This window comes from Sodalis ligni (assembly GCF_016865525.2).
In the GTDB taxonomy this organism is placed as follows: domain Bacteria; phylum Pseudomonadota; class Gammaproteobacteria; order Enterobacterales; family Enterobacteriaceae; genus Acerihabitans; species Acerihabitans ligni.
This window is the reverse complement of the sequence record NZ_CP075169.1, coordinates 5,221,715-5,242,446: the sequence shown is the minus strand read 5'-3', so window position 1 is coordinate 5,242,446 and position 20,732 is coordinate 5,221,715. Positions and strand designations below refer to the sequence as shown.

Here is a 20,732-nt window from a genome sequence, read left to right as displayed (position 1 = left end):
CCTTCAACGCATTAAGCGGTTGGCTAATTTGAGGTTGATCCATTCGTCAACTTCAGATTCAAGCCACGCCACGCTGGCCGGACCAATCTTGATTGAACGGGGAAAGTTGCCGCTTTTCATATACAGATAAATCTGCGAGCGCTTCAGGCCGGTCTTTTCTTCAACCTGTTTCAGACGTAATAGCTGATGAGATGTCATAACTTCCTCCAGCGCAGAAATGGGGTGTGCCCCGGAGATGACAAAAAAACACAAGGAAGGACTAGGGGGAAGTGAATGAACCCGTATTACGGGTTTCGCCGTCCTTAATACGGGTTTTCATGTCGAATGGAAGACATTTTAATTTTGTACCGAGATAGATGTGGGTGAACCGCGCTCAAGCGCAGTTTTCAGCGTGTCACCGCTAAGTCGATCGGTAATGCCCTCATCGGATGCCCATTGTTCAAAAATGGACAGCAATTTATATGGTTGCCTGATTAACGGGCTGATAGTCTCATTATGTTTACAGGCAAGCCAGAACAGGCGGGATAAGGGCGTGGATATCCGAGTTGAAGATGATGCGGTGGCTTTGTTATTAACTAGAATATGCATTAGCTTCTCAAGTTCAGCATGTCTGATGACGAAACAGGCGTCCTGTGGTAAGTTATGCAGTGGAAAATAATATTCCTGGTGGTATATATCATTTATTTCAGATGAAATATTTTTACTATTTCTAGAACGGTATTTTCTGGGAGATGGATTAGTTGTTGTTTTATTCTTTCATTCCAGGTTGTTTTTTCGAATATTTGAAATGTCTCCCCGAAAAGATTGACTGAAATACCATAATTGATATTATATGCTCCATTTATGGGGGATGGGATGTTCAGAGTACGGGCCAGTAACCGCTGTACCAAAATATATTCGTATCCTATTAAAGGTGTGTCAACAATCCTGTGTGTAGAGAGAAAATATTCGCCGTCAGTGCTGATAGTTAAATTTCGTCCTTTAATGAAACAATTCTTTTCAAGCAGGCATAGTCGATCAATTAAAGAGTTTTTTGTTGGACGAAGTTTTATCTTATAACCCGATAATCTGACTTTTCGTAATATGTAGGGGGATTGGAAATAGATTGAGAGAGAGATTTTACCGGACAACGCATTACGGTAAATGCTACTCGGCGTTATTGTAATGTTTGTTGATTTACTGGCTATATCAACGGCCTCGGGTATGGTCATCCAATTTGGTGTTTCGTTAAGAATACTAAAAGTAAGATTATTATTTGCCATAATTTATCTCCTTTCATTTAGCGAAAGCTCATGCGCCAAAAGATTTTTGGGTTTTCTGCGTTAATGAATTAAGAGTTTTAAATGTTGGAAATTACTAGCCGGTAAGAGAGTAGTGTTAGTTAAAACCCGTCATTCAAATTAATGGAATGGCATAAAAAATAAGGTTTATATTTCATCATTTCTTTTTTAAAATTATAAATATTACTTTCGGCAGTCGTGTTGTTAGTTGTTTCGCAAATAGAATAAATCTGATAACAGAAAATAGTGCGGTATCAGTTGTTAAATGTATTTACTAGATCATAATGTTTATACGGAGCAGTTCTAAAATATTCAGACTTTATAGCTATTCCTTATATATTATGGATTGCGGTATGTGTCTTTTAACATGTGATTAAAGTTTAACCATATATGTAAACAATTGAAATGATATGTAATTATTTTAGATAAGAAATATTTGAATCTTCTCCTGATATAAGTTAATTATTAAAATAAGAGATTAATGTGGGGTTAAATTATGAATAACCAACATTATTATTTGGATGATAAATTGGTCACGACTGTGGCTAAAGATTGTCTTGGAGAGTTAATTAAAAATGAAATGGAAGTTAATTGCATAGAAACATATGCTTATTTGAGGATGAGCAATAACAATCAAAGTGCTAAATTAATATCGACATATCCAAAACAATGGTTAGACATTTATTTAAAGAAACAATATTATTTTTTTGATCCTGTCGTACAAAAAGCGAAATATAAAATATCTCCATTTTCATGGAATAAAGATGGTGGCGAATATCACAACATATTCCAAGAGTCAAAAGAGTATTCTATTTTACATGGGGTATGCTTTGTTGCCCATCGTAGTGATGGATTATTTTCTTTTTAGTATATGTAATACAAATAGCAGTAAAGATTTCTTTAAAGAGTTGAGAGAAAAGGAAGATAAAATTCAAATGATACTTTTGAAATGTTTTGAGGAAGATATAACGTCAGAGCATGAAGAAAGTTATAACATCAAACTTACCTCGCGAGAACGAGAAGTCTTGAAATGGTTGGGGTTAGGGAAAACTTACTATGAGACTTCAATAATATGTGATATAAGTGAAAGAACGGTCAGGTTTCATCTGGTTAATATTTTAAAAAATTGAATGTGAATAACACTAAATACGCCTTAACTAAAGCTGCGATTTATGGTCTTCTTGATAAATAGAAATAATTTTTTACTGGAATCTAAAGAGGCTTTTTCTTTTATTAAATTGCAAATCCCTGATGAAATTGGAAGATTAATCAAATACGTAGGTTTGTTTTCTATAATGCATTTTTCAACGATGCTATGTTTCCATCCATATTTATTTAATAATTTATCCATCCCAGCTCCTACAATAGCCATAATGGAATTATATCCTTTTCTTAAGCAATATTCGATCATTGCAGAAAATAAAATTTGACAAATCGGTACTCCATTATAGTTTGAGTGTTTCCGCACAAAAAAACGCGTGGCTTCAATAGGTGCATAATTTTTGCATGAAAAAAAATTGTGAAAAGAACCAGTAAAAAGATGTGGATATTTGGTTTCAATCATCCTTACACTAGCGATAATTTCATAATTATCAAATATTATTATATATCTGGCATTTTTAGTATCATACTGATCATATTCTTTGCCATTATGAACTGGAACATTCCAGTTCAAACGTTTTGAAAAAACTTCATATCTATATTCGAAAAAATAAGTTCTGTGTACTACGTCATCAATGGTGCACAGTTTAATGTTCATAAGTACCCTTTTAATGTTGATATTTCATAAATTACTATATTGCTTAAGCTAAAAGAGGCAATAATGCAACCTGTCAATTGTGACAGGTTGCATTATTGCTGTATACGTCATATAACAATCTAAATAGAAAAGTAACTAATAATTTGAATGGTAACTAAAATTTAAAACATAATTCTAACTCATTAATTAAAGATTGATGCTTTACTCGTATTAGTGTGATAACTAGCTGTATTGAAAGTCTTTTTATAAACACATGCTCTCTCTTTAGTGTGCTTATCAGTTTCAACTGAAGGAGGAATAAAGATGAAGAGAATTGAAATAGATGCAAAACAGAATGTCATATACAACATAGAGTTGCACGAAACTTTCGATAAGTTATTGTCTGCAATAACTAAAATTTATGCTAACCAACGACAAATATATATGTTTATTGATGAAGGATTACCAAAAGTGCATGTAAATGCACTTGTTGACGGGCTTCGTTCATCTGGAGTGAATGTTCACACTCATAATATTACTGCTGGTGAAGAGAAAAACACTTGCTAATGCTATTCGCATAACTGAATTACTTAACCAGACAGGAACTAAGCGAAGATCCTCCCCACCTATTGTCCTGGGAGGTGGAGTGTCGTGCGATCTTGTGGGGTTTGCATGCAGCATATATCGCCGTGGAATTCCATATATTCGTATTCCTACAACGTTGTTAGGGATGGTTGATGTGAGTGTAGCCGCGAAAACAGCCGTAAATCATTTTGGTTTTCGTAATAGACTGGGGTCTTTCCATCCCGCGAGCAATACACTTTTGTATCCGGGGTTTTTAAATACTCTTGCGGTTAGGCATGTTTCAAATGGACTTGCTGAGGTATTCAAGATTGCACTCATCAAAAGCAAGTATTTATTGGATTTACTTGATGCACATGGGGAGAAGTTTTTCAAATCAGGATTTGAAACTAATAGTTATATAAGTGAAATAATTTATATTGCTGCAGAGCTGATGTCGGAAGAATTGGCCCCGAACCTATGGGAGCATAATCTAAAACGGATTGTAGATTATGGTCATTCTTTTAGTCCACTTATTGAAATGACATATATCGATGAATTATTGCATGGTGAGGCTGTTGCGGTTGATTGCCTTTATTCTGCAATTTTATCACAACAGCGAAATATGCTTAATGAAGATCAAGTTTATAAAATATTCGATATTGCAAAAAAACTGCGTCTTCCTCTTTATCACCGTGGATTTTCTGATGAAAAGCTCGTTTTAGCAGCACTAGACGATACGAAAATTCATCGCGATGGGAACCAGAATTTACCTTTAATGTGCACGCTCGGTGAGGCCGTATTTATCAACGATTTGACTGAGGAAGAAATGCGTAATGCTTCAAAATCGCTGCAAAACTACTCGGCGATCGTTGATATGGATGAAAAACAGGCGTGATATTATGAATAAAACAGAGCCAACCTTATTAGTTACGGGAGGTACCAAAGGAATCGGTGCTGCGGTTGTTCGTCATGCTACAAATAAAGGCTGGCGGGTCTATGCATGGGGAGAGAGGAAGAGGCGGGTACATTACTCGAAAACTCATTGGCTAGTGCTTCCGGAAAATGCCTATACCGTTGTGTTGATATTACTAATTACGAAGCCGTTGAACGAGAGTATAAATTTATTTTTAATGAGGGAGAATTATCATATGCCTTTAACAATGCAGGTGTTTCTGCTGGAGGATCTTTAATTGATATAGAAGCCAATATGGTGCGGAAATGTTTCAATACGAATGTGTTCGGTTTATGGGCAAATCTACATTTTCAGCTATCATATATGATCCATGCAAAGAAAGGAGTTATAGTAAACAATCATTCAATACATGCATTGAGATTATTATTTCCTGATGTGGGTATTTATGCTTCTTCCAAAGCAGCGGGAGTGATGTTAACAAAAGCTGCTGCACTTGAGGCCGGTTCAGCCGGTGTAAGAGTCAATGGTATTTCTCCAGGACCTATTGATACTGAAATGTATCAACGTAGCATTATTGATAATTCGGATGCAAATGCTTGGCCGTCACGAATTCCTTTGAACCGAATCGGAACAGTTGATGAAGTTGCTGAAACTGTGATGTTTTATTTTCTTCTAAGGCAGCATTTATCAATGGACAGATTATTGGAATTGATGGCGGAGCTTCGTGTTATTGAATTTTTTCATCCCATTAGCATTCAAGTACATCATACAAAATGTAAGATTATTTCTTAGATTAAATAATCAAACACTAGAACCTGAATTAGTAAAGGGTAGGTTTTATTTGACAGTTTTAGCAGCGCAGGTATTTACGTAGTTGATTTTTGTTGGAAAGAGTGTTTAAATTATTAGCTATATATAGTACTAAATAAGTGGGGAAACATGGTTCGCATAGCCATTGATATGGATGAAGTCATTGTGGATACATTTCCAGCATTGCTGGCTTGGTTCCATGAAACCTATAACTATAACATTTCGGTTGCTGATTGTACTGGTAAAAGCTTTACGGATCTTTTGCCCCTGAACATGTAGCAAAAATGGAAGAACTGCTTACTGAAGGAAAATTTTTCGGAACACTACCGGTCATGAATGGTGCGAAAGCCGCCTTAAAGGTGCTATCGAAGCATTTTGAGATCTTTTGACTACTGCTGCGATGGAATTCCCAAATTCGTGTGAATATAAATTCCGCTGGTTACGCGAGAATTTTCCTTTATAGACCCCTTGAATATCGTATTCTGTGGTGATAAAAGTATCATCCATGCAGACTACTTGATTGATGATAATGTTCGCCACTTCCAACGGTTCAGCGGCAAGGGATTATTATTTACATCTGCACAAAATTCATTGGTAGATTGGACACCACGATTCAATAATTGGGTTGAAATATTACATTATTTTAATGTTAGCGAAGAACAATAAAATTGTTAATTATATCATTATATTACCATTGATTCGGAGCGTCCACATGTTCTGCATTTTCACCGTAATAGAGTGAAGGCAAAAATGGGAAAGTGATACGAATTCACAGTAACAATGATGCATCAAACCAAGACCAATTTCTTCCATCAGCTTTTGGTTCTCTGGATCATCTTTAGCGACAGAAAAAACTATTTTTGTTGGATGTTTCGCCCATAATATATCTACTTCTAAGTACACATCCCCATGATGTGTCTCGGGCTAAATGTATAATCCTGCCGTCTAGTGGGTTATTCTGTTCATCAAGAATGATATTATTCCCTAAACCAATATATCCACAAATCACAGCAGATACCCATTTATTTTATGAGATTCAATCAATTTTCTTGCAGAAAAAATTTTTCAGGATGGCAAAATTTAATTTTCGTAGATAATGGTGCTATGTCCCTAACTTTTGCACAATATGTACCGTGGCACCGATAAAGTTTTCTCCCTGAATCCATTTATCATCCCAGCCGTAAAATATTTTATGATCAGAAGGATGCCACCATTTAAAATGTTCGATTGTACAAAAAACGAAACCACCAATCTAACATTTCACCCGTGCATCCTTGCAAGTCCGTTCTTACAGCAACGACTAAGCGACTATCTGAGGTATGTGTTACTCCCATTTCAAGTCTGAGTGGGGCTGGATTCAAAGAAGATCTATTTCTCTATCATCATCATGTATGCACATGTTCACCTCTTTTTCTAAGTAGAATTAGCAAACTTGGTTAAGTTTACATATTACAATTATTTATTAATATCGCTGAGTAATATATTATCATAAAACCTAATCAATTATAAATGATAGTTAGCTCTATTGATTTTTAGCTCTGGTTTAATGATTGTTTATTCATAGCCTTGAGATGAAGTAAAAGGACAAAATTTTTTGGTCTATATTTTACATGATTAAACTCTTTGCTTTTCTTTATGTGAGTAAATAACATTACATTTTATTAATAAAATCATGTTATCTACTGTTATTAGTGTTTTCGGATCGACTATTTCCATGAATTATAGTTGATCGTTTCTTAACCTGATAATATAACTTCTTTGAAGTGAGCTGCCATTTTTCCTTCGTATCGATAGCCTTATTTTTAATATTTTAAGGAGTATTAAATGAACAAAAATTTCAATTTTATCTGGTTACATCTTGGTGCAAGTGCGTTCCATCGAGCGCATCAATGTTGGTATATCAACAAGTTGAAGGCAGAAGAAAATAAAAATTATGAATGGTCGATTTCTCTAGCAAATATTCGGAATAGTGAATTCACACAAAGTATTTTGCAGCATCTTTTCCATCAGAAAGGTCTCTACACACTTGAAATGATATCTCCAAATGGGGTGTTTGAATATAAAATTATTAATTGTATCGATAATGTTATTCTTTGGGATGAAGGATTGAAAATACAGTTTTGAGGGCTCAAAAAGGAGACTAAAATTATTTCTTTCACTGTTACTGAAGGTGGATATTATCTGCGTGAAGATGGTCATCTTGATATCACAGATCCTTCGATTCAGTCAGACTTGGCTGAAAATATAGACCAAATTACATTATATGGTGTGCTATTTAAAATTATGCAAATTAGAATGATAAATAATAGTGGACCGATAACGTTGCTAAGTTGTGATAATTTGCGTAGTAATGGTTCACGTTTCTCTCAGGGATTCAATGAGTTTGTTAATGAAAAAAGATCCTAACCTCTCGAAATGGATAGAGAATAATATCAGTACGCCAAATAGCATGGTAGATCGCATCACACCTAGATTTAAAGATGATATTTATGATCGTTTAGAAAACAATGTAATTCAAAATGACAATGTCCCGGTTTCTTGTGAGGAATTTTCTCAATGGGTAATAGAAGATAACTTTATCACTCCACGTCCTAAACTTGAAAAGTGGGAGTTCAATTTGTTGATGATGTCCTACCTTATGAAGAAGCAAAATTCGTGTCTTAAATGCTAGCCATAGTTGCGTTGCATGGGCTGGTACACTTCTTGGCAAACATTATGTAGATGAAAGTCTTCTACCTGATGTTCAGAAATGGGTCCGCGATTATATACTGCAAGACGTTAAGACAGTTTTGTCATCAACTAATATCAATTTAGAAAATTATTGTGATGTTACATTAAAAGATTTAGTAATAAATCGATTCGTGATACTAATCAACGGGTCTCGTCAGATAGTATAGCCAAGATAAATGAATTTCTATTACCAACTATAAAAGCTCTTTATGATAAAGGAATCAAGCCTGAAGCTACGTTAATATTCCCGGCTCTATATTTCAGATTCATGCAGGAATGTGTTTGCGGTAGTTTAATATTCGAATATCAAGATCGTGCTTTAAATAAAGTTAATTTTGAAGTTATCTTTAGTTCCGAAGACCCTCTTGCTCTATTTAGTAAGACAAAAATCTGTTTGGTTCTCTGAGTGAAAACCCTACATTTCTTGATGATCTGCGTAATGCGTTATATCAAGTGGATGAGAAATTGCATATTATGGCTGATAATGAACAAAAAATATTATTAAGAGGGTTAGCAAGAATAAAAATTATTGAATAGAATCCGAACTTGGAGCGTCAGTTGGAAAGAGCAATAAATGCAAATGCAAATGCAAATCCAGGTTACGTAGGTAAAGCAGATCGTCAAGGATCTGCTTTCGCTTGAACCGTTCACTCTGCCTTCTCACTGGCGTTTCGAGCGCTTGGTGGCGTTAAAAGCCAAGTCAGCTATTTCCTTCAGAGAGGTATAGCTTCCCATAAAGTTTTGATGTATGAGGGCAATCTTTACCTAGTCTGTGTCGTCACCATTTGAAAGCTTGGCAAACAGTGGATGCCCATGTTAGCGCATCAACGGGTGCAGTTCTTTGGCTTTGGTGGTCAAGAATGACTGGCTAATTGCCGTGACACGAGACAACTGACAGACTGCGGGCGTACGGCCCGGCACCCGGTTAGCTTCGCGTAACCCCGGAGGGCGAGGGTTCTGGTCTGGCATCTACGGCCCGGGGCACTCTTTGCAACTGTTTGCGCCAGCGATTTTGCATAGGTTCTCAGTGCGACGCAAAATACTGAAACAAACTACAGTCAAAGGCCGCTGATATTAAATAATGGCGACTATCGATCTTATCGAGGCGCTATTTTATGGACTCAGTCCGTAGTTTCCGCACAAGAAAATAATCAATTTTTTACTTTTAGCATCAGTACTTGAAATCACCTCAGACAGCTTTATGGCTTCTCAAGTGATAAGGCGCTACATAATCCTGCCTGCACAGATCGAGATAATCCGATCATTACTGTATTATCTTTATTTGAGATTCAAGTGTAAGCACTTTTCCTATAATTGTAGATTTTAATATATATCATAAATGCCGATAGGTACATTTAATTGTGACTGTCAGTGCTACTTTCTCATTGAATATCCCGATTTCTACAATTTTTGTAATTTTAAATTTATGCCTATAAAGATATAATTTGTTACATATTTTGCAATATGCTGATAGATAATTTATATATGTTCTTTTGTATTTTGATTATGTAAAACATAGCATTATTCCTAATAGACAAGAAAAAGCATTTAAAGATCATAACGAATATTATGTCAGTGTATCGATTGCTTTTTACCTAATTGAAGCATTCTTCTGACAATGTTGTTCTGAACAGATAATAAACATGGAATTTGATCATTAATAACGTAAAAATCATTTTACGGCGCACAAAGTCCTTGCAGCTGTGACCATTCGTCATACTCTTTATTTTTTGTTTATGTTATCAAATTATCACCCGACCATGAGCAGGATGATGCTATGGATGATTATTTGTATCTCAATGAAGCTACACGTTCAGGTGAGAAACTGACTGAATCAAATATCCTGAAAAATAAAAATGAAACATTCTGGTTTGAGCGGCTGACACGTTTGCAGTCGCTATATTTGCCTTATGAAACGGCGTCAGAGCAGGCAGAGCAGAATGCACCGAAGTGGGCCACAAGCTTATGGCATGGACCGCTTCAATACAGTGGTGTAAGGGGAGAAAAGTGGACAGCTCTCGGTGCTTTTGCAATTTACTTGGCGCGCCTTATGGGGCTGTCCCGATTGCAAATCGGCTGGCGGCGGGTAGATACAGCTACACAATCGACCATGGCATCTCTCTGGGCCTCGGTTTTGCCGATGGAGTTCGAGGTTTTATGGGAAGGTCCCTTTGTAAACTTCATTAAACAAATTGTGGATGAAGTAGAACAACTGACCTTACACAAGAGTTTTTTAAGCGATATGGCGAGCCAGCATCCGGTTTTGCGGGAGATACCCGAGCTGAGAGCGTCTAGACCGTGGCGCATTGGCGTAGCAATGGTGGATGATACAAGTGACCAAGAAGCCATTGGCGCTCTTTTAACGCTACAGATTGATCCACAGGGTCGCTTTAGATGGATTTATGATGAGCAGCGATTAGACGCCGAAAACATCGAGCGGATGAGTGAGCATTTGCGGATTCTGACACGCAGTGCGGACGTCGACAAGAGTCTACCCGTGGCGCGCCTCAATTTGTTGTCCGGGGTTGAGGACACATTGTTGTTCAAGACGTGGAACGTGACAGAGACGTCCTATCAGACTCATCAGTGTATTCATCATTTATTCGAGGAGCAGGCGGCGCGTAGTCCCGAGGCAACAGCGCTGGTCTTGGAGGATAAGGCGCTTACTTATAGCGAACTTAATGCCAAGGCCAATCGGCTGGCGCACCGGCTGATCGATCTGGGGGTAGGTCCCGACCAGCGGGTGGCAATCTGTGTCGAGCGCTCTCCGGCCATGATTGTGGGCCTTATGGCGATCCTGAAGGCGGGCGGGGCCTATGTGCCGCTCGATCCGGCCTATCCGGGCGAGCGGCTTGTTTACATCCTTGCCGATGCTGTTCCGGTCCTGGTGCTGGCCGATGCGGCCGGGCGCCGGGCGCTGGGAGGAGCGTTGCAAGCCTATACCGTTCTCGATCCCAATGAGACCCCGGCAGGTGAGGGGACGGAGTCTGTGATAAATCCCCGGGTTCGCAGCCTCACGCCCAACAACCTTGCCTATATCATCTATACCTCGGGTTCAACCGGACAGCCTAAAGGGGTCATGGTCGAACATGCACAGGTTGTGCGTCTGTTCGACACGACGCACCCCGCCTATCGCTTTGAGGCCAGTGACGTCTGGTGCCTGTTCCATTCGTTTGCCTTTGATTTCTCGGTATGGGAGTTGTGGGGCGCCCTGCGGTATGGCAGCAAGCTGGTGTTGGTTCCGCATGCCGTTGCCCGGTCGCCCCAGGCGTTTTACCAGCTAGTCTGTGAGCAAGGCGTCACCGTCTTGAACCAGACGCCGAGCGCCTTCAAGGCCTTGATCGAATATATGCAACCGTCAACGGACCGGCTACGCTATGTCATCTTTGGCGGAGAAGCGCTACGGCCAGCTACCCTGCGCGACTGGTATGCCGTGCGTGGCGAGTCTGCGCCGCAATTGGTCAACATGTACGGGATCACGGAAACCACGGTGCATGTGACCTATTACCCCCTCGCGTCATCCGATATTCAACATGCCCGTAGCGTGATTGGCAAGCGCTTGCCGGATTTAACGGTTTATCTTCTGGACGCGCATGGCCAGCCTGTCCCGCTGGGGGCGGTGGGTGAGATGCATATCGGCGGCGCGGGTGTTGCGCGCGGATATCTGAACCGTCCCGAACTGACGGCAGAGCGTTTCCTGCCCGATCCCTTCGCCGGCAAGCCCGACGCGCGGATGTTCAAGTCAGGGGATTTGGCCCGTTATCTGCCGGACGGGAACTTGGTGTTCGTTGGCCGCAATGACGACCAGGTCAAGATCCGCGGTTTCCGGATTGAACCGGGTGAGATTGCGGCCAGATTGGCCGAGCATCCCTGCATTCGCGAGGCGGTTGTGGTGGCGCAAGGCGCAGGTACCGACAAGCGGCTGGTCGCTTATGTGGTAACTCAGCCAGAGATCTCGGGAAATGATATCTCAACGTCTAAAAAGGCGGGTTCAGAGGCGGGTTTAGCGCTTGCGGGATCGCTGCGAGATTATCTGGGCGTGCGTCTCCCCGATTATATGATGCCGTCTGCTTTTGTGCGTCTGGAGAGTTTGCCCCTGACGCTCAATGGAAAGCTTGACCAGCGGGCATTGCCTGCTCCAGAGGAAGAGGACTTTGTCCATGCGGCCTATGAGGCACCGCAAGGCAAGATTGAGACCACTTTGGCGGCGCTCTGGTCAGAGCTGCTTGGTATAGAGCGGGTGGGTCGCCATGACAACTTCTTTGCCCTTGGCGGCCATTCACTTATGGCCGTGCGGCTGGTCAGTCGCATTGCATCCTTTGGGGTCGAATTGCCGTTTGCAACTTTATTCGCATCGCCAACGCTCAAGACACTGGCTATAGCGATTGAGAATCAACGCAACGCCGGTGCCGTAGTGCGTGTTCCGATCAGTATAATCTCCCGGGATGCGCCTTTGCCGCTATCTTTTGCCCAGCAGCGGCTGTGGTTCCTGGCCCAGCTTGATAGTGGAATCAGTGAAGCCTACCACATCCCCCTGGCTCTGCGGTTGCGGGGCCAGCTGAATGTGACAGCTTTGCAGCAGGCACTTAATACATTGTGGGGCCGCCATGAGGTATTGCGCTCGGTCTTTGTCGATATCAAGGGTGAGCCCAAAGTACATCTGCTGGCTCTCGGGCAGGGCTTGCCGTTGCGCCGGATTCACCTGCCTGATAGGCAATACCAGGGATGGGATTCACTCGCCGAGCTTGCCCGGCTTTGTGACGAGGAGGCGCGGGCACCATTCGATCTCGCCAAAGGTCCGTTAATCCGGGCTTGCCTGGTCCAGCTCGGCTCCCCACAATCACTCACTTCATCTGTCGACGAACATGTGTTTCTGCTCACACAACACCATATTATTTCAGATGGCTGGTCATTAGGCATACTTTTGCCTGAGCTAAGTACTCTTTATACGGCGTATAGCAAGGGTCAACCCAGTCCGCTGCCGCCTCTTGCGATCCAATATCCGGATTATGCCGCTTGGCAGCGGCAATGGTTATCGGGTGCACGGTTGGAAGAGCAGGCCGCTTATTGGAAGCAAACCCTGGCCGATGCTCCGATTCTGCTGGACCTGCCGACAGATCGTGAACGGCCTGAGCAGCAGTCTTTCGTGGGAGCTTCTGTTGCCATCGAACTTGATGGTAAGTTGACAACTGCTCTCAAGCGTCTGAGCCAACAGCATGGCGTGACACTGTTCATGACGCTGTTGTCGGCCTGGGCGGTGGTGCTATCACGTCTGTCGGGACAGGACGATATTGTGATCGGGGCGCCAAGTGCCAACCGGGGCCATCGCGAGATCGAACCGTTAATAGGCTTCTTTGTCAATACGTTGGCGCTACGGGTAGATCTCAGTGATAACCCGAGCGTGGCCGACCTGCTTGCTCTGGTGCGCGATAGGGCTCTCAAAGCCCAAGATCGCCAGGATCTGCCGTTCGAGCAGGTGGTGGAGATTGTGCAGCCCCCCAGACGATTGAGCCATACCCCACTGTTTCAGGTGGTGTTTGCCTGGCAGAACTATGATGCTGGCGAATGGACTTTACCCGACCTTGAAGTCTGCCCGGTTCGTTCAGACTATAATGTGGCTAAGTTCGATTTGGAACTGAACCTGGCCGAAGCAGACGATCGGGTTGTCGGCGCTCTGGGTTATGCGACGGCACTGTTCGACGCTAACACTATTGAGCGGCAGGTGGGCTATCTGAAGACTGTCCTCGCTGAGATGATCAGGGATCACAGGCAAGCCGTTTCCGCAGTAGGCCTTCTTGACAGGTCTGAGCGTACCTTATTGCTTAAAACATGGAACGTTCATGATGTGACCCGTCCGGCTCATCTTTGCATTCATCATTTATTCGAAGAGCAGGTGGCGCGTAGTCCCGAGGCAACGGCGCTGGTTTTTGAGGATAAGGCGCTCACTTATAGTGAACTTAATACCAAGGCCAATCGGCTGGCGCATCGGCTCATCGACCTGGGGGTAGGTCCCGACCAGCGGGTAGCCATCTGTGTCGAGCGCTCTCCGGCCATGATTGTGGGCCTTATGGCGATCCTGAAGGCGGGCGGAGCCTATGTGCCGCTCGATCCGGCCTATCCGGGCGAGCGGCTTGTTTACATCCTTGCCGATGCTGTTCCGGTGTCGGCATCGCTGATATAAGGTCGTAATTCATCGGAAAAGTTGTCCACTCCACCCAACATGGTCTTTCTTTAAGGTTCCGACACCGAAAGAGGAAGCGCCATGTTAAGCAGAGAGGACCACCTAATGATAAAACAAATGCGCATTCATGGCGCTTATATTATCGACATTGCCCGTCAGATTGGCTGCTCAGAACGCACGGTCAGGCGGCACCTGTCCGAGCCTGAACGTCCTCGCCGGACGTCTTCACGACGGCGTATGAGCAAACTTGAACCTTACATGGCTTTTATCGATATGCGCCTGAGTGAACATGTCTGGAACGCGCAAGTGATTTTCCAGGAAATCAAGGCGCAAGGCTATGGTGGCGGGACCACCGTGCTGCGGGAATATATCCAGCCCAAACGCCGACTCCGGCATGGTCGTGAAACCGTCCGCTTCGAAACGCAGCCCGGTTATCAGTTGCAGCACGACTGGGGTGAAGTGGAAGCAGAAGTGGCGGGCCTGGCCATGTAAAATCAACTTCGCCGTCAATACGCTGGGCTACTCGCGCCGCTTTCATGTCTTCGCCGCGCCCTGCCAGGATGCGGAGCACACTTACGAATCGCTGGTGCAGGCGTTCGGTTACTTCGGCGGCTGCGTGAAAACCGTGCTGGTTGATAACCAGAAGGCGGCGGTGCTCAAACACGATAATACCGGCGAGGTTATCTTCAACGCCGGCTTCCAGTCGCTGGCGAAGCACTACGGCTTTATCCCCCGCGCCTGCCGGCCTCACCGGCCCAGGACCAAAGGGAAAGTGGAGCGCATGGTGGGTTATGTGAAACACAACTTCTTCGTTCACTATCGCCGGTTCGACAGTTTTGCGCACGTCAATCAGCTCCTGACCCAGTGGCTGGCGCAAGAGGCCGATCAACGCGACCTGCGCCAGTTCCATCAGACACCGGCAGAACGGTTCGAGGCGGAAAAAACCGCCCTGCAACCGTTGCCCGCCGGTCCGTTCGATACGAGTTATCACGATATCCGCCAAGCGGCCTGGGATGGCTACATCGACGTGCGGGGCAACCGCTACAGCCTGCCCGAAGCCTGGTGCGGGCGCCAGGTTACGGTACGCATTACCCTGGACGACGAGTTACGCGTCTACGGCAATGACGAGCTTATCGCCCGCCATCCGTTGTCACCGGCCACCGCCGGATGGCAGACGGTGCCGGAACATCACCAGGCGCTGTGGCAGCGGACCTGCCAGGTAGAGCAACGACCGCTGGATGCCTATGAGGGACTACAGTGATGAACGAACTGGAAAACCTACTGACCCGGCTGAAAATGGACCATCTGAGCGGCGCGGTGGAAAACCTGCTGGAGCAGGCCACGAAAGAAGAACTGAACTACCGGGAGTTCTTGATCCGCGCCTTGTCACAGGAATGGAACGGGCGCCGTAGCCGGGGCCTGGAATCACGGCTCAAGCAGGCCCGGTTACCCTGGATAAAAACGCTGGAGCAGTTCGACTTCACCTTCCAGCCGGGAATAGATCGCAAAGTGATCCGCGAGTTGGCGGGACTGGCGTTCGTGGAGCGCAATGAAAATGTTATCTTGCTGGGTCCGCCGGGGGTGGGGAAAACCCATCTGGCGGTGGCCCTGGGCGTCAAAGCAGCGGATGGCGGTCACCGGGTGCTGTTCACGCCGCTGGATAAACTGATGGCAACGCTGCTCAAGGCCAAACAAGAAAACCGCCTGGAGAGGCAGATCCAACTGTTAAGCTATAGCCGGGTGTTGATCCTGGATGAAATCGGCTATCTGCCGATGACGCGGGAAGAGGCGAGCCTGTTCTTCCGGCTACTGAATCGGCGTTATGAAAAAGCGAGCATCATACTGACCTCGAATAAAAGCTTCGTGGACTGGGGAGAAGTGTTCGGCGATAACGTGCTGGCATCGGCGATCCTGGACCGCTTACTGCACCACTCAACCACGGTCAATATAAAGGGGCAAAGTTACCGGCTGAAAGATAAACGCAAGGCAGGAATGTTATCGGCAAAGAGTGCGTCAGATGACGCGATAATGAGCGGACGTTAAAACGATAAACAGTGGACAACGGAAACGTTGAAAAGGGGCCACCACTTCACGATGTTGACACCGGTCCTGGTGCTGGCCGATGCGGCCGGGCGCCGGGCGCTGGGAGGAGTGTTGCAAGCCTATACCGTTCTCGATCCCAATGAGACCCCGGCAGGTGAGGGGACGGGGTCTGAGACCAATCCCCGGGTTCGCAGCCTCACGCCCAACAACCTTGCCTATATCATCTATACCTCGGGTTCAACCGGACAGCCTAAAGGGGTCATGGTCGAACATGCACAGGTTGTGCGTCTGTTCGACACGACGCACCCCGCCTATCGCTTTGAGGCCAGTGACGTCTGGTGCCTGTTCCATTCGTTTGCCTTTGACTTCTCGGTATGGGAGTTGTGGGGCGCCCTGCGGTATGGCAGCAAGCTGGTGTTGGTTCCGCATGCCGTTGCCCGGTCGCCCCAGGCGTTTTACCAGCTAGTCTGTGAGCAAGGCGTCACCGTCTTGAATCAGACGCCGAGCGCCTTCAAGGCCTTGATCGAATATTTGCAACCGTCAACGGACCGGCTGCGCTATGTCATCTTTGGCGGAGAAGCGCTACAGCCGGCTACCCTGCGCGACTGGTATGCGGTGCGTGGCGAGTCCGCGCCGCAATTGGTCAACATGTACGGGATCACGGAAACCACAGTCCATGTGACCTATTACCCCCTCGCGTCATCCGATATCCAACATGCCCGCAGCGTGATTGGCAAACGCCTGCCGGATTTAACGGTTTATCTTCTGGACGCGCATGGCCAGCCTGTCCCGCTGGGGGCGGTGGGTGAGATGTATGTTGGAGGAGCGGGTGTTGCGCGCGGATATCTGAACCGCCCCGAACTGACGGCAGAGCGTTTCCTGCCCGATCCCTTCGCCGGCAAGCCCGACGCGCGGATGTTCAAGTCAGGGGATTTGGCCCGTTATTTGCCGGACGGGAACTTGGTATTTGTTGGCCGCAATGACGACCAGGTCAAGATCCGGGGGTTCCGGATTGAACCGGGTGAGATTGCGGCCAGATTGGCCGAGCATCCCTGCATTCGCGAGGCGATTGTGGTGGCGCAAGGCTCGGGTACCGACAAGCGGCTGGTCGCTTATGTGGTAACTCAGCCAGAGATCTCGGGAAATGATATCTCAACGTCTAAAACGGCGGGTTCTGAGGCAAGTTTAGCGCTTGCGGGAGCGCTGCGTGATTATCTGGGCGTGCGTCTCCCCGATTACATGGTGCCGTCTGCCTTTGTACGGTTGGAAAACTTACCGCATACACCCAATGGCAAGCTTGATCGGAGGGCGTTGCCTGCGCCAAAGGAAGAGGACTTTGCCCATGCGGCCTATGAGGCGCCGCAAGGCGAGAATGAGACTCTCATGGCGGCGCTCTGGTCGGAGCTGCTTGGTATAGAGCGGGTGGGTCGCCATGACAACTTCTTCGCGCTTGGCGGCCATTCGCTCATGGGCGTGCAGTTGATTGAGCGGTTGCGACGTCTCGGTCTGAGCCTTGCCGTCCGTGATTTGTTTCGTACGCCGGTGTTGTCGGCCTTGTCCAGCACACTTGACCTACACCGCGAGGTGGCGGTACCGCCAAATATAATCGAGCCGGACACGGTTCAGATTACCCCTGAACTGCTGCCGCTGATTGAACTCAATCAAACTGAAATCGACCGGATTGTGTCACAGGTTCCTGGCGGTGTGGCCAACATCCAGGATATCTATGCGCTCTCACCCTTGCAAGACGGTATCTTATTCCATCACCTGCTGGCGAAGGAGGGTGACCCCTATCTGCTGATTGCCCAGATGGCCTTTGTTGACCGTACGACGTTGGATCGTTATTTAGGGGCAGTTCAACGGGTTGTGGATCGCAATGACATCCTGCGTACCGCCTTTGTCTGGGAGGGGTTATCTAGTCCAGCGCAAGTTGTATGGCGAAAGGCTCCGCTCTCTGTCACCGAGCTTATTCTCGACCCCGCAGATGGGCCTTTCATCGAACAACTTTCCCAACGATTTGACCCACGCCGCCATCGCATTGATCTGACACAGGCGCCGGTGCTGCAGTTTGTTGTTGTTCATGATCCTATCAAGGAACGCTTCATTCTGTTGCAGTTGCTGCATCATTTGATTGATGATGCTTCTTCATTGCAACTTTTTTATAGGGAAGTGCAGGCTTTCTTTGCCAAAAAAGGCGAGATGCTGCCATCTCCTGAGCCGTTCCGCAATCTGATTGCCCAGGCGCGTCTGGGAACAAGTGTGGATGAGCACGAACGTTTCTTTAAAACCATGCTGGGAGAGGTAGACGAGCCGACGCTGCCATTTGGGCTGGCGGAAGTACATCGGGACGGCGCTCAGGTGGGCGAAGCCCATCGGATGGTGTCGACCGAATTGAATGATCGGCTGCGAGCGCAGGCGAGACGGTTGAATGTGAGCCTGGCAAGCCTGTGTCATGTGGCCTTTGCGCAGGTGCTGGCGCGGACCAGCGGCCAGGAGCATGTGGTGTTTGGTACCGTGTTGTTTGGGCGCATGCAAGCGGGCCAAGGGGCAGACAGAGCCATGGGGCTATTCATCAATACGCTGCCGATCCGGTTTGACATCGGCGATATCGGTACTGCACAGAGTGTCCAACAGGCGCATGCTCGACTGGCAGAGTTGCTGGCCCACGAACATGCCTCGTTGGCGCTGGCGCAAAGGTGCAGTGGGGTGGCGGCAGGCATGCCACTGTTCAGTGCGTTGCTCAATTATCGCCATAATGACTTATCGGTCGAAGGCAACGTCGGCCAAATAATGGATCAGATGACAGGCATTGAGTTCTTAGGTGAACAGGAGCGGACCAATTATCCGTTCACAATGTCCGTGGATGATTTTGGCCAGGCGCTTGAGCTGACGACGCAAGTGGTCACGTCGCTCGATCCCGACCGGGTGTGTTGCTATATGGAGCGGGCGCTGGAAAGCCTGGCGGAGACCTTGGCGCACTCGCCTGACCGACCAGTACAACTGCTTGACATTCTTCCTGTGTCTGAGCGCACCTTGTTGCTCAAAACGTGGAACGCGGCAGAGGCGTCCTACCCGGATCATCTGTGCATTCATCACTTATTCGAGGAGCAAGTGGCGCTTTGCCCCGAAGCGACGGCATTGATCTTTGAGGATGCGACGCTCAGTTATGGCGAGCTCAATGCTAAGGCCAATCAGCTTGCGCACCGTCTAATCGACCTGGGCGTGGGCCCAGACCAGCGGGTGGCCATCTGTGTGGCGCGATCCCCGGCCATGGTTGTTGGTCTCATGGCGATCTTAAAGGCGGGTGGGGCCTATGTGCCGCTCGATCCGGCCTATCCGGGCGAACGGCTTGCTTACATTCTTGCCGACGCTGCCCCGGCCCTAGTGCTGGCCGATGCGGCAGGACGCAAGGTGCTGGGTGAGGCGCTACTGGCTTATACCGTGCTTGACCCTAATGAGACGTGGTCAAGGGCGGTGGCGGAGTGTGAGACTAATCCCTGGGTTCGCAGTCTCACTCCCCGCAACCTTGCCTATATCATCTATACCTCAGGTTCAACCGGACAACCTAAGGGGGTTATGGTCGAACATCGCGGATTAATAGCATCGACATTGGCGAGAACCTATGTTTATAAGACGAAGTGTGATGCTCGATTCTTGCTATTGTCATCTATGGCGTTTGACAGCTCCGTAGCCGGCATTTTCGGGACTTTGACGACGGGAGGGGCCTTATGTTTACCAAACAGTAAAGCAGCAGTAGATCAAAATATTATTAGCAATCTATTGATTGAAAATAAAATTACATCCGTGCTGCTTGTGCCTTCTCTCGCTCGGTTAGTATTGCCGCAGGTTGCCCAACATGGATATGGACAACTACGCCAGGTGATCGTAGCAGGGGAGTTATGTCCTGCGAAGCTCATTCGAGAAGCGACATCAGACTCTACTTCTGTTGAACTATTTAACGAGTATGGTCCTACTGAGACGACAGTCTGGGCTACGGTCCATCATTGTATATCTGATGAACTTGACCCAGTCCCGATCGGCCGTCCCATTTTAAACACGCGTATTTACCTTCTGGACGCATATGGCCAGCCGGTTCCATTAGGAGTGGTGGGTGAGATGTATATTGGGGGAGCGGGTGTTGCGCGCGGATATCTGAACCGCCCTGAACTGACGGCAGAACGTTTCGTGCCCGATCCCTTTGCCGGCATACCTGATGCGCGGATGTTTAAGACAGGTGATTTGGCCCGTTATCTTCCAAACGGGAACGTGGTATTCGTAGGACGCAATGACGACCAGGTCAAGATCCGGGGTTTCCGGATTGAGCCGGATGAGATTGCGGCCAGATTGGCTGAGCATCCCTCCATTCGCGAGGCAGTTGTGGTGGCGCAAGGCGCAGATACCGACAAGCGGCTGGTCGCTTATATCGTGACTCAACCTGATGTCTCGGTAAATGAAGTTTCCACGTCGACGGGC

13 protein-coding genes and 4 pseudogenes are annotated in these 20,732 nt (G+C 46.4%); 13 read left to right on the top strand and 4 right to left on the bottom strand.

Features of this window, described 5'->3' with window-relative positions; all coding sequences use genetic code 11:
* Positions 1-3: 3 nt before the first annotated feature.
* Both GTU79_RS24465 and GTU79_RS24460 read right to left on the bottom strand, forming a co-directional pair.
* The gene (locus tag GTU79_RS24465; protein WP_203524024.1) at positions 4-198 is read right to left on the bottom strand and encodes an AlpA family transcriptional regulator; all 195 of its coding nucleotides are present in this window, start codon (positions 196-198) and stop codon (positions 4-6) included.
* A 138-nt stretch (positions 199-336) separates the two neighbouring features.
* Positions 337-1,262, bottom strand: a pseudogene (locus GTU79_RS24460) (hypothetical protein).
* A 514-nt stretch (positions 1,263-1,776) separates the two neighbouring features.
* Between GTU79_RS24460 and GTU79_RS24455 the strand changes: the two are divergent.
* Together GTU79_RS24455 and GTU79_RS31630 are read left to right on the top strand one after the other, a co-directional pair.
* The gene (locus GTU79_RS24455) at positions 1,777-2,148 is read left to right on the top strand and encodes an autoinducer binding domain-containing protein (RefSeq protein WP_253073416.1); all 372 of its coding nucleotides are present in this window, start codon (positions 1,777-1,779) and stop codon (positions 2,146-2,148) included.
* On the top strand, positions 2,045-2,410 hold the full coding sequence (locus GTU79_RS31630) for a helix-turn-helix domain-containing protein (RefSeq protein ID WP_214513449.1): 366 nt from the start codon (positions 2,045-2,047) through the stop codon (positions 2,408-2,410). The genes GTU79_RS24455 and GTU79_RS31630 overlap by 104 nt, the downstream gene beginning before the upstream one ends.
* A 23-nt stretch (positions 2,411-2,433) precedes the next feature.
* Here GTU79_RS31630 and GTU79_RS24445 read toward each other — a convergent pair whose 3' ends face one another.
* Positions 2,434-3,039 (bottom strand): acyl-homoserine-lactone synthase, encoded by a 606-nt coding sequence (locus GTU79_RS24445; RefSeq protein WP_214513448.1) that lies wholly within the window; start codon positions 3,037-3,039, stop codon positions 2,434-2,436.
* A gap of 303 nt (positions 3,040-3,342) precedes the next feature.
* Here GTU79_RS24445 and GTU79_RS24440 point away from each other — a divergent pair, with 303 nt between their 5' ends.
* From GTU79_RS24440 to GTU79_RS31625, 4 genes are all read left to right on the top strand, one after another.
* Positions 3,343-3,585: a hypothetical protein gene (locus GTU79_RS24440; protein ID WP_214513447.1), complete on the top strand. Its 243-nt coding sequence runs from the start codon at positions 3,343-3,345 to the stop codon at positions 3,583-3,585.
* On the top strand, positions 3,536-4,477 hold the full coding sequence (locus GTU79_RS24435; protein WP_214513446.1) for a sedoheptulose 7-phosphate cyclase: 942 nt from the start codon (positions 3,536-3,538) through the stop codon (positions 4,475-4,477). Before GTU79_RS24440 ends, GTU79_RS24435 begins: the two co-directional genes overlap by 50 nt.
* A gap of 105 nt (positions 4,478-4,582) precedes the next feature.
* The gene (locus GTU79_RS24430; RefSeq protein WP_214513445.1) at positions 4,583-5,287 is read left to right on the top strand and encodes an SDR family NAD(P)-dependent oxidoreductase; all 705 of its coding nucleotides are present in this window, start codon (positions 4,583-4,585) and stop codon (positions 5,285-5,287) included.
* A gap of 486 nt (positions 5,288-5,773) precedes the next feature.
* Positions 5,774-5,971, top strand: a complete 198-nt coding sequence (locus tag GTU79_RS31625; protein ID WP_214513444.1) for a 5' nucleotidase, NT5C type — start codon at positions 5,774-5,776, stop codon at positions 5,969-5,971.
* Positions 5,972-6,519: 548 nt separating this feature from the next.
* On the opposite strand, the gene GTU79_RS30815 is transcribed toward GTU79_RS31625, so the two are convergent.
* Complete coding sequence (locus GTU79_RS30815; RefSeq protein ID WP_420854122.1) at positions 6,520-6,666, bottom strand: DAPG hydrolase family protein; 147 nt, start codon at positions 6,664-6,666, stop codon at positions 6,520-6,522.
* A gap of 463 nt (positions 6,667-7,129) precedes the next feature.
* On the opposite strand from GTU79_RS30815, the gene GTU79_RS31620 reads away from it, so the two are divergent.
* The 7 genes and pseudogenes from GTU79_RS31620 to GTU79_RS24395 form a co-directional block, all read left to right on the top strand.
* The gene (locus GTU79_RS31620; protein ID WP_420854121.1) at positions 7,130-7,429 is read left to right on the top strand and encodes a hypothetical protein; all 300 of its coding nucleotides are present in this window, start codon (positions 7,130-7,132) and stop codon (positions 7,427-7,429) included.
* 265 nt (positions 7,430-7,694) lie between these two features.
* Positions 7,695-7,976: a mannitol dehydrogenase family protein gene (locus GTU79_RS30805; protein ID WP_253073414.1), complete on the top strand. Its 282-nt coding sequence runs from the start codon at positions 7,695-7,697 to the stop codon at positions 7,974-7,976.
* Positions 7,957-8,441, top strand: a pseudogene (locus GTU79_RS31615) (mannitol dehydrogenase family protein). Before GTU79_RS30805 ends, GTU79_RS31615 begins: the two are co-directional and overlap by 20 nt.
* A gap of 1,371 nt (positions 8,442-9,812) precedes the next feature.
* A complete protein-coding gene (locus tag GTU79_RS24410; protein ID WP_203524016.1) occupies positions 9,813-14,216 on the top strand; it encodes a non-ribosomal peptide synthetase in 4,404 nt (1,467 codons plus the stop codon).
* An 81-nt stretch (positions 14,217-14,297) separates the two neighbouring features.
* Positions 14,298-15,477: pseudogene (gene istA, locus GTU79_RS24405) on the top strand (IS21 family transposase).
* Positions 15,477-16,259: an IS21-like element helper ATPase IstB gene (istB, locus tag GTU79_RS24400; RefSeq protein WP_162368808.1), complete on the top strand. Its 783-nt coding sequence runs from the start codon at positions 15,477-15,479 to the stop codon at positions 16,257-16,259. The pseudogene istA and the gene istB overlap by 1 nt, the downstream one beginning before the upstream one ends.
* 60 nt (positions 16,260-16,319) lie before the next feature.
* Positions 16,320-20,684: pseudogene (locus tag GTU79_RS24395) on the top strand (amino acid adenylation domain-containing protein); the annotation flags it as partial.
* Positions 20,685-20,732 lie beyond the last annotated feature (48 nt).

Bases quoted from the DNA above. Each gene is read 5' to 3' on its own strand.
- GTU79_RS31630 (WP_214513449.1), top strand. From the start codon at position 2,045: ATGGTGGCGAATATCACAACATATTCCAAGAGTCAAAAGAGTATTCTA.
- GTU79_RS24435 (WP_214513446.1), top strand. From the start codon at position 3,536: ATGTTCACACTCATAATATTACTGCTGGTGAAGAGAAAAACACTTGCT.
- GTU79_RS24465 (WP_203524024.1), bottom strand. From the start codon at position 198: ATGACATCTCATCAGCTATTACGTCTGAAACAGGTTGAAGAAAAGACC.
- GTU79_RS31620 (WP_420854121.1), top strand. From the start codon at position 7,130: ATGAACAAAAATTTCAATTTTATCTGGTTACATCTTGGTGCAAGTGCG.
- GTU79_RS24455 (WP_253073416.1), top strand. From the start codon at position 1,777: ATGAATAACCAACATTATTATTTGGATGATAAATTGGTCACGACTGTG.
- GTU79_RS24440 (WP_214513447.1), top strand. From the start codon at position 3,343: ATGAAGAGAATTGAAATAGATGCAAAACAGAATGTCATATACAACATA.
- GTU79_RS30805 (WP_253073414.1), top strand. From the start codon at position 7,695: ATGAAAAAAGATCCTAACCTCTCGAAATGGATAGAGAATAATATCAGT.
- GTU79_RS24430 (WP_214513445.1), top strand. From the start codon at position 4,583: ATGGGGAGAGAGGAAGAGGCGGGTACATTACTCGAAAACTCATTGGCT.
- GTU79_RS24410 (WP_203524016.1), top strand. From the start codon at position 9,813: ATGGATGATTATTTGTATCTCAATGAAGCTACACGTTCAGGTGAGAAA.
- GTU79_RS24445 (WP_214513448.1), bottom strand. From the start codon at position 3,039: ATGAACATTAAACTGTGCACCATTGATGACGTAGTACACAGAACTTAT.
- istB (WP_162368808.1), top strand. From the start codon at position 15,477: ATGAACGAACTGGAAAACCTACTGACCCGGCTGAAAATGGACCATCTG.